This is a genomic window from Streptomyces sp. SGAir0957 (assembly GCF_043523415.1).
This window is the reverse complement of record NZ_CP027293.1, coordinates 3,765,364-3,780,518: the sequence shown is the minus strand read 5'-3', so window position 1 is coordinate 3,780,518 and position 15,155 is coordinate 3,765,364. Positions and strand designations below refer to the sequence as shown.

The window sequence follows — 15,155 nt, the reverse complement described above, 5'->3', positions numbered from 1 at the left end:
TTGCAAGGGCCTGTGGCGCAGTCTGGTAGCGCACCTCGTTCGCATCGAGGGGGTCTGGGGTTCAAATCCCCACAGGTCCACCGCAATTGAGAACCCCGCCGGGAAACCGGCGGGGTTCTTGCTTTGCCTCCTGTCGGGGCGGCCCCCTGGGGCGGGGCGACCGCTGTGACGGTCACCACATCGCCACCACCGCCCCCTATAGCGCCTTCGCGTAACAGCGGCTCAGCTCCTCGAAGCGGTACAGGCCGAACTTGGCGCACTCCTCGTAGCCGCTCGACGCGTACAGCGCGATCGCCTCCGGCTGCTTCGTGCCCGTCTCCAGGACCATGCGCCCGCGCCCGGCCGTGCGGGCGTCCGCCTCCAGGGCCGACAGGATCCGGCGGGCCAGGCCCAGGCCGCGCGCCTCCGGTATGACGTACATCCGCTTCAGCTCGGCGTCGCCGTCCGCGTACCCCTCCTCGTTCGCGTCCTGGGCGCGCCAGCCGCCCGTGGCGAGCGGGGTCCCGGCCTCGTCGTACGCGATCAGGTACAGGCCCTGCGGCGGGGTGAACATCGTCGGGTCGAGCGGTGTGATGTCGCCCTCGTCGCCGTAGCGCTCCGCGTACTCGAGCTGGACGCGGTCGTTGAGCGCGACCGCGTCGGGGTGGCCGTAGGAGACGGTGCGCAGGGTGATCGCCGTGGCGGAAGAGGTCTGGATACTCATGCGTCCGATCGTATCTCTATGCTTGTAGGGGCGGTGTACCTGTTCAGTGTGCCGGTACCGTGGCCCGGTGCTGACTGTGACCACCGTGAACGTGAATGGGCTCCGCGCCGCCGCCAAGAAGGGCTTCGTCGAGTGGCTCGCCGCCACCGACGCCGACGTCGTCTGCCTCCAGGAAGTCCGCGCCGAGCCCGGACAACTGCCCGCCGAGGTGCGCGCCCCCGAGGGCTGGCACGTCGTGCACGCGCCCGCCGCCGCCAAGGGCCGGGCCGGCGTCTCCCTCTACACGCGGCGCGCGCCGGACGAGGTACGCATCGGCTTCGGCTCCGCCGAGTTCGACACCAGCGGCCGCTACGTCGAGGCGCACCTGCCCGGCGTGATCGTCGCCAGCCTCTACCTGCCCTCCGGCGAGGTCGGCACCGAGCGCCAGGACGAGAAGATCCGCTTCATGGCCGAGTTCCTGGAGTACCTGAAGGAGCTGCGTGTCCGGGCCGCCGCCGACGGCCGCGAAGTCGTGGTCTGCGGCGACTGGAACATCGCCCACACCGAGGCCGACCTCAAGAACTGGCGCGGCAACAAGAAGAACTCCGGCTTCCTCCCCGAGGAACGCGAGTGGCTGACGCGCGTGTACGACGCGGCGGACGGCGGCTACGTGGATGTGGTGCGGGCGCTGCATCCGGGGGTGGAGGGGCCGTACTCGTGGTGGTCGTACCGGGGGCGGGCCTTCGACAACGACACGGGATGGCGCATCGACGTCCTCGTCTCGACCCCCGGGCTCGCCGCGCGCGCCGTGAAGGGGTTCGTCGAGCGGGCCGCCAGCCACGGGGAGCGGTGGTCGGACCACGCGCCGGTGACGGTGGTCTTCTCCTAGGAGGGGGCAGCGGCCACACTGGCGTGCGGGGAGGGGATTCCGATGTCCGAGGTTTCTCGTGTTCCGTCACGGCGGAGGCTGTTGTTCGGGGCCGCCGGTGCGGGGGCCGGTGTCGTGTTCGGGGGTGCGGCGTCGGGGAGCGCGGCCGGGGTGCGGGTGGCGCCGGTGTTGCTCACCGAGCAGGCCAGCAAGCGGATCCTGGTTCTTGATCCGGGTCGGGACGTGTGGGACCCGGCGGCCGATCCCGGTGTCGTGCGGTGGGCGTTCTCGCCGCTCGGGGATCGCCGCTATGAGGACCTCGATCCCGAGGTCAGCTGGGTGTATCCCAGTGAGGCGAAGGTGCGGCTCCATCGGGGGCGGACGTTCGTGCTGACCACGGCCTCGTTCGGGTTCGTCGGCGTGGTCGAGTGGCCGAGCGGGCGGCGGTACTGGGGGACGGCGATCGGGCCCGGGGACGATCTGTTCAACCCGCACTCCGCGGAGATCCTGCCGGACGGGAACGTCGCCGTCGCGTGCAGTACGGGCGCACGCGTGCGCTTGTACGCCGCCTCGCTCGGGCCGCGCGCCGCGCGGTTCGCCGAAGCCGGGCTGAAGGGCGCGCACGGGCTGCACTGGGACCGGCGGCGCCGGGTGCTGTGGGCGCTTGGCGATGACGAGCTGGTCGCGTACGAGGTGACGGGGGTGGCGGCGCGGCCGGGGCTCACGCGGCTCTTCGCCGATCCGCTGCCGGTCGCGACCCCGGGGAAGTCCGCCGGTGGGCACGATCTGTTCCCCGTCGCCGGGCGGCCGGGACGGATGTGGGTGTCCACCAGCGCGGCCGTCTTCCAGTACGACGTGAACGGGCGGGTGTTCCTCCAGGACTTCGCCGGGGTCGGCGAGATCAGCCGGAAGGGTGTGAAGTGCGTCGGTGATGATCCGCGTACGGGGCGGGTCGTCACCACCGTGCCGGAACCCGGGCTCGAAGAGACCTGGTGGACCACCACCGTGAGCCTGCACCGGCCCGCAGGGGCGTACAGGCTGGTGGGCGGGGGGATCTACAAGGCCCGGTGGTGGCTGCCGGTCTGAGTCAGCGCCCGGACGGCGGCGGCAGTTTCCTGTCCAGGGCCATCGAGAGTTCCGCCTCCACCACCGACTTGGCCAGCGGGCGCAGGCGCTGTACGTCCTTCTCCGTGCCGTGGGCCAGGACCATGTCGGTGAAGAGGGTGGCCATGGCGTCGGCGTGTGCGCGGACGCGGCTCGCCGCCGAGAGGACCTCGGCCAGCGGGATGCCCTCGCGGACCAGGGCCGAGGAGACCTCCAGGAGGCGGCGGCTGACGTGGACGATCTCCTCGCCGTCGGTACCGAGGTAGCCGAGGTCCAGGGCGGCCTGGAGGTTCTCCGGGGTCACCTGGCCCGCGAAGTGGTCGGCCAGTTCTTCGGGGGTGAGGCGGACCGGGGTCTCCTCGGTGGGTTCGCCGAGGCCCATGAGTTCGCCCACGTCGCGGCCGCGGTCGAACGCCTCGGAGAGTTCCGTGATGCCGTTGAGGGTGTGGCCCCGGTCCAGGAGCGCGGCGATCGTCCGCAGCCGGGTCAGGTGCGTCTCGTCGTACCAGGCGATGCGGCCTTCGCGGCGGGGCGGCTTGATCAGGCCGCGCTCGCGGTAGAAGCGGACGGTGCGGACGGTGATGCCGGCCGCCGCCGCCAGTTCCTCCATGCGGTATTCGCGGGGAGCGGGCCCGCTTTCCCCGTCGCCGTCTGCGTCCGTCGCCGTTTCTGCCACGACCACGACCCTAAGCCGTACTGGCGGTAACTTTCCTCGGCCCGCCCCCTACCCATCAGTACGCCCCTGCTCTACGCTCACCAACTGTGCCAGTGTTCACTGGCAGAGTCGCGCGGCAAGGGAGGCGCCGGTATGCCCGAGCAGGAGCACGTACACGTGCGGGTGGCGGTGATCGGGTCCGGCTTCGGCGGTCTGGGCGCCGCGGTCAGACTGCGCCGCGAGGGCATCACCGACTTCGTGGTCCTGGAGCGGGCCGACGCCGTGGGCGGCACCTGGCGCGACAACAGCTACCCGGGCTGCGCCTGCGACGTGCCCTCGCACCTGTACTCCTTCTCGTTCGCCCCGAACCCGGACTGGCCGCGCACGTTCTCCGGGCAGGGGCGGATCCGGGAGTACCTGGAGCACGTCGCCGACACCTTCCGGCTGCGACCGCACATCCGGCTCAACTCCGAGGTGACGCAGCTCAGGTGGGACAGTGAGCGGCTCCTGTGGGAGATCGACACGGCGAGCGGCACGCTCACCGCCGATGTCGTCGTCTCCGCGACCGGGCCGCTCTCCGACCCCAAGGTGCCGGACATGCCGGGGCTCGACACCTTCCCCGGCAAGGTCTTCCACTCCGCCCGCTGGGACCACGGTTACGACCTGCGCGGCAAGCGCGTCGCCATGATCGGCACCGGCGCCTCCGCCATCCAGATCGTGCCCGCCGTCCAGAAGGAGGTCGGGCGGCTCACCCTCTTCCAGCGGACGCCGCCGTGGGTGATGCCGCGGGCCGACCGTGCCATCACCAAGGCCGAGCGCTGGCTGCACCGGCAGCTCCCGTTTACCACGCAGGCGCGGCGCGGAGTGCTGTGGGGCATCAGGGAGTTGCAGGTCCAGGCGTTCACCAAGCGGCCCAATGAGCTGGGCATGGTCGAGCAGCTCGCCAAGCGGAACATGTACCGGGCGATCAAGGACCCGGCCCTGCGCGCCAAGCTGACGCCCGACTACCGCATCGGCTGCAAGCGGATCCTGCTGTCGAACACCTACTACCCCGCGCTCGCCCAGCCGAATGTCGACGTCGTCGCGTCCGGCCTGCGCGAGGTGCGCGGCAGCACCCTCGTCGCCGCCGACGGCACCGAGGCCGAGGTCGACGCGATCGTCTTCGGCACCGGGTTCCACGTCACCGACATGCCGATCGCCGAGCGCGTCATCGGCGCGGACGGTGTCAGCCTGGCCGAGAGCTGGAAGGGCGGGATGGCCGCCCTGCGCGGGGCCACCGCCGCCGGCTTCCCGAACTTCATGACGATCATCGGGCCCAACACCGGGCTCGGGAACTCCTCGATGATCCTCATGATCGAGTCCCAGCTGAACTACCTGGCCGACTATCTGCGCCAGTTGCACGTGCTCGGCGGCCGGGTCGCCCTCACCCCGCGCCCGACCGCCGTCACCGGCTGGAACAACCGCGTACAGGACCGGATGAGGCGGACGGTGTGGAACACCGGCGGCTGCACCAGCTGGTACCTCGACGAGAACGGGGTCAACACGACCGTGTGGCCCGGCACGACGACCGAGTTCCGGCAGGCCACGCGCCATGTGGACGTGGGGGAGTACGAGGTTCTGCGCGCCCCCGCGTCCGCACCGGGCGCCGCCGCCGCGGACGCTGCGAAGAAGGCTGAGGTGAGCGCCGCATGAGCCGGCCGACCCATATGCGGACCGGGCCCTACGCGCCGCCCGTCCCCGCTCGCGAGCTGACCGCCGTCTCGGCGGACGGATCACGGCTGTACGTGGAGGTGCACGGGCCCGACGACGCGCCCGCGGTGGTGCTCTCGCACGGATGGACCTGTTCGACGGCGTTCTGGGCCGCGCAGATCCGCGCCCTGTCCACCGATCACCGGGTGATCGTCTACGACCAGCGCGGGCACGGGCGTTCACCGGCCGCGACGCGGCTCCCGTACACCGCCGACATGCTCGCCGACGACCTGGAGGCCGTGCTCGGGGCGGTGCTCGCGCCGGGCGAGCGGGCGGTGCTCGCCGGGCACTCCATGGGCGGCATGACGATGATGGCCGCCGCCGGGCGGGAGAAGTTCAAGGAGCACGCGGCCGCCGTTCTGCTGTGCAGCACGGGCAGTTCGCGGCTGGTGGCCGAGGCGACCGTCGTGCCGCTGCTCCTCGCGGGCGCGGTGCGGACCCGGCTGACGAAGTCGATCCTCGGGTCGAAGGCGCCGCTCGGCCCTGTCACGCCGCTCGGCAAGCGAATACTGAAGTACGCGACGATGGGGCCCGGCGCCGCGCCCGGCCAGGTCGAGGCCTGCGCCCACATCGTGCACGCCTGCCCGCGCGCCGTGCGGTACGGCTGGTCGCACGTCCTGGAGACGCTCGACATGGACGCCGCCCTCGCCGAACTGACGCTCCCCGTGGCCGTGCTCGGCGGCACCGCCGACCGGCTCACCCCGATCGTGCACGCCCGGCGGATCGCCGCCGCGCTGCCGGAGTGCGTCGGCCTGAGCGAGCTGCCCGGACTCGGGCACATGACGCCGATCGAGGCGCCGGAGGCCGTCACGGGCGAGGTCCGTGAACTGGCCGCCACTTACCTGGAGAACCGAATGGAGAAGGGGGCGGATGTCGCATGAGCAGGGTCAGCCTTGAGGGCCAGGTCGCGGTGGTCACGGGAGCGGCGCGCGGGGTCGGTGAGCTGCTCGCGCGCAAGCTGTCCGCGCGCGGCGCCAAGATCGCGCTCGTCGGTCTTGAGCCGGACGAGCTGAAGCAGGTCGCGGGGCGGCTGCACTCCGACGCCGACTGGTGGCACGCCGACGTCACGGACCACGAGGCGATGGCGCGGGTCGCCGCCGAGGTGAAGGAGCGGTTCGGCAAGGTCGACATCGTCGTGGCCAACGCCGGTGTGGCCACGGGCGGTCCGTTCGTCGACTCGGACCCGGTCGCCTGGCGCCGCGTCATCGAGGTCAACCTCATCGGCTCCGCCGTGACCGGCCGCGCCTTCCTGCCCGTACTGACCGAGTCGCGCGGCTACTTGCTGCAGATCGCCTCGCTCGCCGCGATCACGCCCGCGCCGATGATGTCCGCGTACTGCGCGTCGAAGTCGGGCGTGGAGGCGTACGCGCACAGCCTGCGCGCCGAGGTCGGCTACAAGGGCGTGAAGGTCGGCATCGGCTATCTGTCCTGGACCGACACCGACATGGTGCGCGGCGCCGACCAGGACGACGTGATGCGCGAGCTGCGTCAGCGGCTGCCCTGGCCGTCGAACAAGACGTATCCGCTGGGCCCGGCCGTGGACCGGCTCGTGGCGGGCATCGAGCGGCGCTCCTCGCACGTGTACGCGCAGTGGTGGCTGCGGGGAATGCAGGGCATCCGGGGTTATCTGCCCGCGCTCATCGGGACGGTCGGGCAGCGCGAGATGCGCCGGTTCGAGCCGCGGCTCGGGAGTGTGTCGCGGGGGCTCGTCGGTGCGGGTGGCGCGGCTGACGAGACCGCGCGCACGCACTGACTGACCTGCGGTTTCAGGTCCTGGCCACGGTCCGTTATTGATCGAAATGCGGCTGATGTCCCGGCGTGTCAGTCTGGTCGAGCCCCACCCCACCAACCCCTTCGGGAGTGACACAGCATGGGCATCAAGGACCAGTTCCAGGACAAGGCCGACGAGCTCTCCAACAAGGCCAAGGGCCGCATGGGCGACGCCAAGGACCAGGCGCGCGAGCGCGGGCAGCAGGGCCAGGACGAGCTGAGCGACCGTGGCCGGCAGGGCCGTGACCGCGCGCAGGACGCCTCGCAGCGGACGCAGGACACGTTCGACCAGGGTCGCGACGCCTGACGCCCTGTCCTGAACGAGAGGCCCCACCCGGGACGCCGGGTGGGGCCTCTCGCGTCCCGGGGTTCACCGGGGCGGCAGCGGCGGCCTCCGCTTGTCGGGGACGTCCGACAGGTCCGGCGGTTCGAGCGCGCCCTGCTTGTTCAGCAGGTCGAGCGCGAGATGGACGGCGTCGTCGAGCTGCGCGTAACGGCCCTCGGCCCAGTCGAGCGGGGTGCGCAGCGCCTCGATGTCGGGGTCGACGCCGCGGTTCTCGACGGACCAGCCGTACTCGGGGAACCAGGCCGCGTTCATCGGCACCGTGATCACCGTGCCGTCGCCGAGCTTGTGGCGGCCGGTCATGCCGACGACGCCGCCCCAGGTGCGCTGGCCGACGACGGGGCCGAGCCCGAGCAGCTTGAACGCGGCGGTGATCATGTCGCCGTCGGACGAGGTGGCTTCGTCGGCGAGGGCGACGACCGGGCCGCGCGGCGCGTTGGAGGCGTAGGAGACGGCCTGGGCGTTGCGGGTGAGGTCCCAGCCGATGATCTTCCGGCTGAGTTTCTCGATGACCAGTTCGCTGATGTGGCCGCCCGCGTTGCCCCGTACGTCGACGATGAGGGCGGGCCGGGACACCTCCATGCGCAGGTCGCGGTTGAACTGGGCCCATCCCGAGCCGCCCATGTCGGGGATGTGCAGGTAGCCGCACTTGCCGCCGCTCAACTCGCGGACCACTTCGCGGCGTTTGGCGACCCAGTCCTGGTAGCGCAGGGGGCGTTCGTCGACGAGGGGGACGACGGCGACCCGGCGCGGGCGCCCGCCGCCCTCCGAGCGCGTGAACGTCAGCTCGACCGTCGTGCCGCCCGCGCCCGCGAGCAGCGGGAACGGGCCCGCGACCGGGTCGACCGGGCGGCCGTCGACATGGGTGAGGACGGCGCCCTCGCGGATGCCGGTGCCGGCGAGCGGGGAGCGGGCCTTGGAGTCGGAGGAGTCGCCGGGCAGGATGCGCTGGACCATCCAGCCCTCGTCGCGGCAGACGAAGTTGGCGCCGAGGAGACCCTGGGCGCGCTGGTAGTGGGCCGGGCCCTCGTTGCGCCGGGCGGCGGAGACGTAGGCGTGGGAGGTGCCGAGCTCGCCGAGGACCTCGCGGAGCAGGTCGGCGAACTCGTCGGGGGAGGCGACCCGTTCGACCAGCGGGCGGTACTGGTCGAGCACCGCCGACCAGTCGATGCCGCACATGTGCGGCTCCCAGAAGTAGGCGCGGATGATCCGGCCCGCCTCCTCGAAGGCGCCGCGCCACTCGGCGGGCGGGTCGGCCTCGTGGAGGATGCGGCGCAGGTCGATCCAGACGGTGGAGTCGCTGTCGCCGCTCTCGGTGGAGGGGACGGCGCGCAGCTCGCCCTCGTCGCCGACGACGAGCCGGGTGCCGTCGCCGCTGACCGCGAACCAGTCCATGTGGTCGACGAGTTGCGTCTTCTTGCACTTGGCGAGGGAGAAGTGTTCGAGCGTGGGCTGCGAGGAGGTGTCGGCCGGGTTGGCGAACGTCTCGCCGAGCGCGCCCGAGATCGGCCAGCGCAGCCACACGAGCCCGCCGCCCGCGACGGGATGCAGACCCGAGTACTTGGAGGCGGCGACCGGGAAGGGCACGACCCGGTTGGCGAGCCCCTCGATCTCGACGGTCGGGGCGGCCTGGGTCAGCCCCGAGCCCGTCTCCTCGATCGGGTCGAGCCCGCCCGCCGCCGTGCGCCCGTCGGGCGAGAGCGCGAACGGGGAGGCCGTCGCCGACGACAGCGGTACGAGGTAGGGGCGGCAGCCGAGCGGGAAGGACAGGTCGCCGGTGTGCACGTCGTAGACCGGGTCGAAGCCGCGCCAGGACAGGAAGGCCAGGTAGCGGCCGTCGCGGGTGAAGACCGGGTTCTCGTCCTCGAAGCGGCCGTCGGTGACGTCGACGATCGTACGGTCCTTGATCCGGGCCAGTTTGATCTGCCGCAGGGAGCGGCCGATGCCCGGGTGGGACCAGGTCAGCCAGGCGCCGTCGGGCGAGAAGGCGAGATCGCGGACGGGCCCGTTCACGGACCGGATCAGCTCGACGACCTGACCCTCCGGTCCCTCCGCCTCCTCGCCCGCGTCGATGAGCAGGAGCCGCCCGTCGTGCGAGGCGATGGCCAGGCGCTCGCCGTCCGGGTCGCTGACGAGTTCCTGGACGCGGCCCAGGTCGCCGCCCGCGAGGCGGCGCGGCGGGCGGTCGCCGGTGGCGCGCGGCAGGTAGGCGATCTCCACGCTGTCCTCGCCGGCCACGTCGGTGACGTAGGCGACCTGTCCGCCGGAGCCGAGCATCTCGGGCAGCCGGACGCGGACGCCGGGGGTGTCGGCGAGGGTGCGCGCCGGGCCGTCGCGGTGGGTCAGCCAGTACAGGCTGCCGCGTACGACGACGGCGCTGGCCCGCCCCGTCTCGTCGACGGAGAGGGCGTCGACGTGGAGGGAGGCCGGGACCTGATAGGCGCGGCGTCCGGCGCGCGGTCCGCCGAGGCGCACGTCGAGGCGGCGCGGCCGTGAGGTCGGCGAGAGGTCGTCGAGGAGCCAGATCTCGCCCGCGCACTGGTAGACGACGCGGGTGCCGTCGCTGGAGGCGTGGCGGGCGTAGAAGGCGTCGTGGTCGGTGTGGCGGGTGAGGTCGGACCCGTCGGGCAGGCACGAGTAGACGTTGCCGATGCCCTCGTGGTCGGAGAGGAACGCGATGCGGCCGTCCACGAACATGGGGTCGTCGAGGTGGCCGTCGAGGTCGGCGAGGATGCGCTCGCCGTGCATCCACAGGCGGCCCTGGGCGCCGCCCCGGTAGCGCTTCCAGGAGGCCGGCTCGTGCGGTGGCGTGCCGGTCAGGAGGAGCGTCCTGCGTTCGCCGTCGATGTCAGCGACCTGGATGTCGGAGACCGGGCCCCAGGGCAGTTTGCCGCCGGGGGAGCCGTCGGTGGGGACGCGGTAGGCGAAGGTGAAGTAGGAGAACGGCTCGCCGTGCGAGGCCACCGCGAGGATGTCGCCGTCCGGGGTCCAGCCGCGCACCTGGGTGTCGACGCTGCCCCAGTAGGTGAGGCGGCGCGCCGAGCCGCCGTCGGCCGGGGACACGTAGATCTCGGGGTCGAGGCTGCGCCAGGTCGTGTACGCGATCCGGTCGCCGTCCGGGGAGAAGCGCGGATGGCTGACCTTCGTGCGGTCGACGGTGATCCGCCACGCCCGCGCCGAGCCGTCGACGGGCGCGACCCACAGGTCGTCCTCGACGACGAAGCAGAGTCGCTCGCCGCTCAGGTGCGGGAATCGCAGGTAGGCCCGGCCCGTGTGGTCCTCGTTCGCCTCAGTCGCCTCAGTCACCTCCTCATGCTTTTCCGTCCCGGAGGCTTAGGCAACCGGGCCGCGGTACATACGGGTCCCTACACGTTCTTTACGACTGTGGTGGACCCCACGTACGAAACGGTTTCGTTTCGTTTAGGCGCGGGGTATGTTCAGGGCGTACGAGATCCGAGGAAGAGGTGACGATCATGGTCGCGGAAGCAACGGCGCGCCGCAGCCGGATCACCCCCGAGCGCGAGGCCGAGCTGTACGGCGCCGTGCTCGATCTGCTCCGCGAGGTCGGTTACGACGCCCTGACGATGGACGCCGTGGCCGCGAGGACCCGGGCCAGCAAGGCGACGCTCTACCGCCAGTGGGGCGGGAAGGCGGAGCTGGTCGTCAAGGCGCTGCGGCACCAGAAGCCGCGCTTCGCCGAGATCGACACCGGCTCCCTCCGCGGTGACCTGCACGCGATGGCCGTCCGCGAGGACGACTGTCACATGGAGCAGAACAGTGCGCTGATGCGCGGCCTGATGGTCGCCGTGCACGTCAACCCCGACCTCCTGGAGGCCTTCCGGGAATGGATCGTCGAGCCCGAGCTGTCGGGGCTCGACCGGCTGCTGCAAAGAGCCGTGGAGCGCGGCGAGATCCGGGCCGACAACCCGGGCCTCGGCTATGTGCTCCACATGCTGATCGGCGCGTTCGCCACCCGCACGCTCATCGACGAGCAGCCCCCGACCCAGGCCTATCTGACCTCGTACATCGACGCTGTGGTCCTCCCCGCTCTCAGCGCCTGACCCCGCACCACCCTGTTTTCCCACCCCGCACCTGACGCGACCGCTCACGTCGTCGGGCTGAACCTCCCTGCCCTTTTTGACCCCCACGACCTGACCGGGAGTCGCCCCCCGTGGCCACATTCCTCTACAAACTCGGCAAGCTCGCCTATCGGCGGCGCCACTTCGTCGTCCTGATATGGATCGCGCTGCTCACGCTCGCGGGCGTGGGCGCCGCCACCGCGCCGACCGCCGCCTCCAGCTCCTTCTCGATCCCCGGCACCGAGGCGCAGAAGGCGTTCGACCTGCTCGACGCGCGCTTCCCCGGCTCCGCCGCCGACGGCGCGACCGCCCGCATCGTCTTCAAGGCGCCGACGGACGAGAAGCTCACCGGCGCCGCCAACAAGGCGGACGTCGAGGACACCGTCGCCAACCTGAAGAACAGCTCCAAGCAGGTCGCCTCCGTCGCGGACCCGTTCGTCGCCAAGACGGTGAGCAAGGACGGCAGGATCGCCTACACCACGGCCACGTACAAGGTCTCCTCGATGGAGCTGACCGACGACGACCGTGACGCGCTCCAGAAGGTCATCGACGAGGCGAAGAAGACGGGCCTGACCGTCGAGGCCGGCGGTGACGCCTTCCAGGCCATGCCGGAGACCGGTGCCACCGAGGTCATCGGCATCGCGGTCGCGGCCGTCGTCCTGGTCATCACCTTCGGCTCGCTGGTCGCGGCCGGGCTCCCGCTGCTCACCGCGCTGATCGGCGTCGGCATCGGCGTCTCCACGATCACCGCGCTCGCCAACGCGCTCGATCTCGGCTCCACCACCTCGATCCTCGCGATGATGATCGGCCTCGCGGTCGGCATCGACTACGCGCTGTTCATCGTCTCCCGCTACCGCGCGGAACTCGCCGAGGGACGGGGGCACGAGGAAGCCGCCGGACGGGCCGTGGGCACGGCGGGCTCGGCGGTCGTCTTCGCCGGTCTGACCGTCGTCATCGCCCTGGTCGGCCTCGCCGTCGTCAACATCCCGATGCTGACGAAGATGGGCGTCGCCGCCGCCGGCACGGTCGCCATCGCCGTCCTCATCGCACTGACCCTGATCCCCGCGCTGCTCGGCTACGTCGGCAAGCGCGTCCACGGCCGCAAGGCCCGCAAGGCGCTCGACTCCACCGAGAAGGCGGAGCCCAAGGTCAACATGGGCACCCGCTGGGCCCGCTTCGTGCTGCGCCGCCCGGTCATGGTCCTCGTCGCGGGCGTCATCGGCCTCGGCGCGATGGCCATCCCGGTCGCCTCGCTCGAACTCGGCCTGCCCGACGACGGCGTACAGCCCACCGACACCACCCAGCGCAAGGCCTACGACCTGCTCTCCGACGGCTTCGGGCCCGGCTTCAACGGCCCGCTCATGACCGTCGTCGACGCCAAGGGAGCGGACGACCCGAAGGCCGCCGTCGACCGCGTCGTCAAGGAGATCAAGGGCACGGACGGCGTCGCGGCCGTCACCCCGGCCACGTTCAACAAGGCCGGTGACACGGCCATCGTCAACGTCGTCTCCAAGTACAAGCCGTCCTCCGTCGAGACCGAGAACGTCGTCCACGCCATCCGCGACGCGGGCAAGGACATCAAGGCCGACACCGGCGCCGAACTCGCGGTCACCGGCTCCACGGCCATGAACATCGACGTCTCGCAGAAGCTCAACGACGCGCTCGTGCCCTACCTGGCGCTCGTCGTCGGCCTGGCCTTCCTGCTCCTGATGGTCGTCTTCCGCTCGGTCCTCGTCCCGCTCAAGGCGGCCCTCGGCTTCCTGCTCTCGGTGCTCGCCGCGCTCGGCGCCGTCGTCGCCGTCTACCAGTGGGGCTGGCTCGGCTCGCTCTTCGGCGTCGAGCAGACCGGTCCGGTCATGTCGATGATGCCGATCTTCATGGTGGGCGTGGTCTTCGGTCTCGCCATGGACTACGAGGTCTTCCTCGTGACCCGGATGCGCGAGGCGTACGTCCACGGGGAGCGGCCCGCGCAGGCCATCGTCACCGGGTTCCGCCACGGTGCCCGCGTCGTGACGGCCGCGGCGGTCATCATGATCGCGGTGTTCGCCGGCTTCATCGGCTCCTCCGAGCAGATGGTCAAGATGATCGGCTTCGGCCTCGCGATCGCCGTCTTCCTCGACGCGTTCGTGGTCCGCATGACGCTCGTGCCCGCGGTGCTCGCGCTGCTCGGCAAGCGCGCCTGGTGGCTGCCGAAGTGGCTGGACCGGGCGCTGCCCAACGTGGACGTCGAGGGTGAGGGCCTGAACGCGGCCCAGGAGAAGGAGCGGGAGCTCGTCGACGCGTAGCCCTCGGGTTATGGCGTGAGTGTCGCCGCCGGGGTGACGGCCGTGTACGTACGACGCAGGAAGCGGATCAGCGCTTTGACGTCGAACTGCACGACCGTCACCCCGTTCTGCTGTCCGGACTCCCCGGGCTGCTGGGGCTCCTGGGACTCCTGGGACCCCTGAGGGTGAAACTCGATCACGGCCTGGACGCGGCCGCACGGCCAGATGCGGACGGCGCCGCCGCTGACCGGCGCCCGCAGACCGCGTTCGAGCAGGTCACGCGGGAAGGTCCACTCACCCGCACCGGGCAGGGTGACGCGGACGCGGCCGTCGTAGCGCAACACAGCGGGCACGGCCCGGTGGACGTCCGGGGAGTCGGTGACGACATGGGCGCGGACGTACTGCTCCACGTACTGCTCTGTGCCGACGGTCATGTCTTCCAATGTCCCATATGCCCAGGTTGTGTGGAGTGCTTCGGGTGTACGGACCGGGCCCAATTGGTGCTGAGACGCTCTTGCAAGCCGTTCGCAAGAGGGCACTATCATCGAACGGTTAACCAGCTTCCAAGCGCCGGAGTGCCCTGCCATGCATGTACCCGACGGATTCATCAATGCCCCCGTCTCGGCGGCCGCCGGTGTCGTCGCCGCGGGCGCTGTCGCCGTCAGCCTGCGCGGCGCCCGCCGTGAGCTGGACGAACGCACCGCGCCGCTCGCCGGACTCGTGGCGGCGTTCATCTTCGCCGTGCAGATGCTGAACTTCCCCGTGGCGGCGGGCACCAGCGGCCACCTCCTCGGAGGCGCTCTGGCCGCGATACTGGTCGGCCCCTATACAGGGGTCCTCTGCGTGTCCGTGGTGCTCCTCATGCAGGGCGTGCTCTTCGCCGACGGCGGCCTGACCGCGCTCGGCGTGAACATCACGGACATGGCGATCACCACCACGGTCGTCGCCTACCTCGTCTTCCGGGGCCTCGTGAAGGTCCTGCCGCGCGGCCGCCGCTCGATCACCGCCGCCTCCTTCGTGGCCGCCGTCCTCTCGGTCCCGGCCGCCGCGATCGTCTTCACCCTCCTCTACGCCATCGGAGGGACGACCGACGTCTCCATCGGCAAGGTCGCCACCGCGATGATCGGCGTCCACGTCCTGATCGGCATCGGCGAGGCAGTGATCACGGCGCTCACCGTCGGCGCGGTCGTCGCCGTCCGCCCCGACCTCGTGTACGGCGCCCGCGGCCTGACCCAGCCGCTCAAGCTGAAGGTCGGCGGCGAACTGGTCGACGCCCCCGCCGCCGCGCCCGCCCCCGCGGCCCCGCGCTCGCACCGCAAGATCTGGATCACCGGCCTGGTCACCTCCCTCGTCCTCGCCGGCTTCGTCTCCTTCTACGCCTCGGCCAACCCCGACGGCCTGGAGAAGGTCGCCCACGACAAGGGCATCGACAGCAAGACCGAGGAGCACGCCTCCGCCGACTCGCCGCTCGCCGACTACGGGGTCAAGGACGTCACCGACGCCCGGCTCTCCGGGGGCCTCGCCGGGATCATCGGCGTCGGCGTGACCGTCGTCGCCGGTTCCGGGATCTTCTGGGCGCTGCGCAGGCGCCGTACGAGCGACGCGGCCTCCACCGAGGTCACCGCGACGGAATCGGTCTGA

At 71.3% G+C, this 15,155-nt stretch carries 13 protein-coding genes and 1 tRNA gene; 10 read left to right on the top strand and 4 right to left on the bottom strand.

Translation table 11 applies throughout. The features are described 5' to 3' along the window. The first annotated feature begins 6 nt into the window (after positions 1-6). Positions 7-80, top strand: a tRNA-Ala gene (locus tag C1N81_RS21815). Positions 81-196: 116 nt separating this feature from the next. On the opposite strand, the gene C1N81_RS21810 is transcribed toward C1N81_RS21815, so the two are convergent. Next, positions 197-703 (bottom strand): GNAT family N-acetyltransferase, encoded by a 507-nt coding sequence (locus tag C1N81_RS21810; RefSeq protein WP_394431608.1) that lies wholly within the window; start codon positions 701-703, stop codon positions 197-199. A gap of 67 nt (positions 704-770) precedes the next feature. Here C1N81_RS21810 and C1N81_RS21805 point away from each other — a divergent pair, with 67 nt between their 5' ends. Further along, complete coding sequence (locus tag C1N81_RS21805; protein ID WP_394431606.1) at positions 771-1,571, top strand: exodeoxyribonuclease III; 801 nt, start codon at positions 771-773, stop codon at positions 1,569-1,571. A 42-nt stretch (positions 1,572-1,613) separates the two neighbouring features. Beyond that, entirely contained in the window at positions 1,614-2,636 is a 1,023-nt protein-coding gene (locus C1N81_RS21800; RefSeq protein WP_394431604.1) for a DUF6528 family protein, read from the top strand. A gap of 1 nt (position 2,637) precedes the next feature. On the opposite strand, the gene C1N81_RS21795 is transcribed toward C1N81_RS21800, so the two are convergent. Further along, positions 2,638-3,264: a MerR family transcriptional regulator gene (locus C1N81_RS21795; protein WP_394438133.1), complete on the bottom strand. Its 627-nt coding sequence runs from the start codon at positions 3,262-3,264 to the stop codon at positions 2,638-2,640. 198 nt (positions 3,265-3,462) lie between these two features. Between C1N81_RS21795 and C1N81_RS21790 the strand changes: the two genes are divergently transcribed. From C1N81_RS21790 to C1N81_RS21775, 4 genes are all read left to right on the top strand, one after another. Further along, positions 3,463-5,001, top strand: coding sequence for a flavin-containing monooxygenase (locus C1N81_RS21790; protein WP_394431602.1), 1,539 nt, complete (start codon positions 3,463-3,465; stop codon positions 4,999-5,001). Continuing rightward, positions 4,998-5,939, top strand: coding sequence for an alpha/beta fold hydrolase (locus C1N81_RS21785; RefSeq protein ID WP_394431600.1), 942 nt, complete (start codon positions 4,998-5,000; stop codon positions 5,937-5,939). The genes C1N81_RS21790 and C1N81_RS21785 overlap by 4 nt, the downstream gene beginning before the upstream one ends. Continuing rightward, complete coding sequence (locus C1N81_RS21780; RefSeq protein WP_394431598.1) at positions 5,936-6,811, top strand: SDR family oxidoreductase; 876 nt, start codon at positions 5,936-5,938, stop codon at positions 6,809-6,811. The genes C1N81_RS21785 and C1N81_RS21780 overlap by 4 nt, the downstream gene beginning before the upstream one ends. Before the next feature lie 117 nt (positions 6,812-6,928). Beyond that, on the top strand, positions 6,929-7,135 hold the full coding sequence (locus C1N81_RS21775) for a hypothetical protein (protein WP_394431596.1): 207 nt from the start codon (positions 6,929-6,931) through the stop codon (positions 7,133-7,135). Positions 7,136-7,198: 63 nt separating this feature from the next. Here C1N81_RS21775 and C1N81_RS21770 read toward each other — a convergent pair whose 3' ends face one another. Further along, on the bottom strand, positions 7,199-10,477 hold the full coding sequence (locus C1N81_RS21770) for a S41 family peptidase (RefSeq protein ID WP_394431594.1): 3,279 nt from the start codon (positions 10,475-10,477) through the stop codon (positions 7,199-7,201). Between the two features lie 167 nt (positions 10,478-10,644). On the opposite strand from C1N81_RS21770, the gene C1N81_RS21765 reads away from it, so the two are divergent. Together C1N81_RS21765 and C1N81_RS21760 are read left to right on the top strand one after the other, a co-directional pair. Further along, entirely contained in the window at positions 10,645-11,232 is a 588-nt protein-coding gene (locus tag C1N81_RS21765) for a TetR/AcrR family transcriptional regulator (protein WP_394431592.1), read from the top strand. A 110-nt stretch (positions 11,233-11,342) separates the two neighbouring features. Beyond that, positions 11,343-13,535, top strand: coding sequence for an MMPL family transporter (locus C1N81_RS21760; protein ID WP_394431590.1), 2,193 nt, complete (start codon positions 11,343-11,345; stop codon positions 13,533-13,535). 8 nt (positions 13,536-13,543) lie between these two features. On the opposite strand, the gene C1N81_RS21755 is transcribed toward C1N81_RS21760, so the two are convergent. Beyond that, positions 13,544-13,948, bottom strand: a complete 405-nt coding sequence (locus C1N81_RS21755) for an SsgA family sporulation/cell division regulator (RefSeq protein WP_394431588.1) — start codon at positions 13,946-13,948, stop codon at positions 13,544-13,546. A gap of 151 nt (positions 13,949-14,099) precedes the next feature. On the opposite strand from C1N81_RS21755, the gene C1N81_RS21750 reads away from it, so the two are divergent. Next, the gene (locus C1N81_RS21750; RefSeq protein ID WP_394431586.1) at positions 14,100-15,155 is read left to right on the top strand and encodes an energy-coupling factor ABC transporter permease; all 1,056 of its coding nucleotides are present in this window, start codon (positions 14,100-14,102) and stop codon (positions 15,153-15,155) included.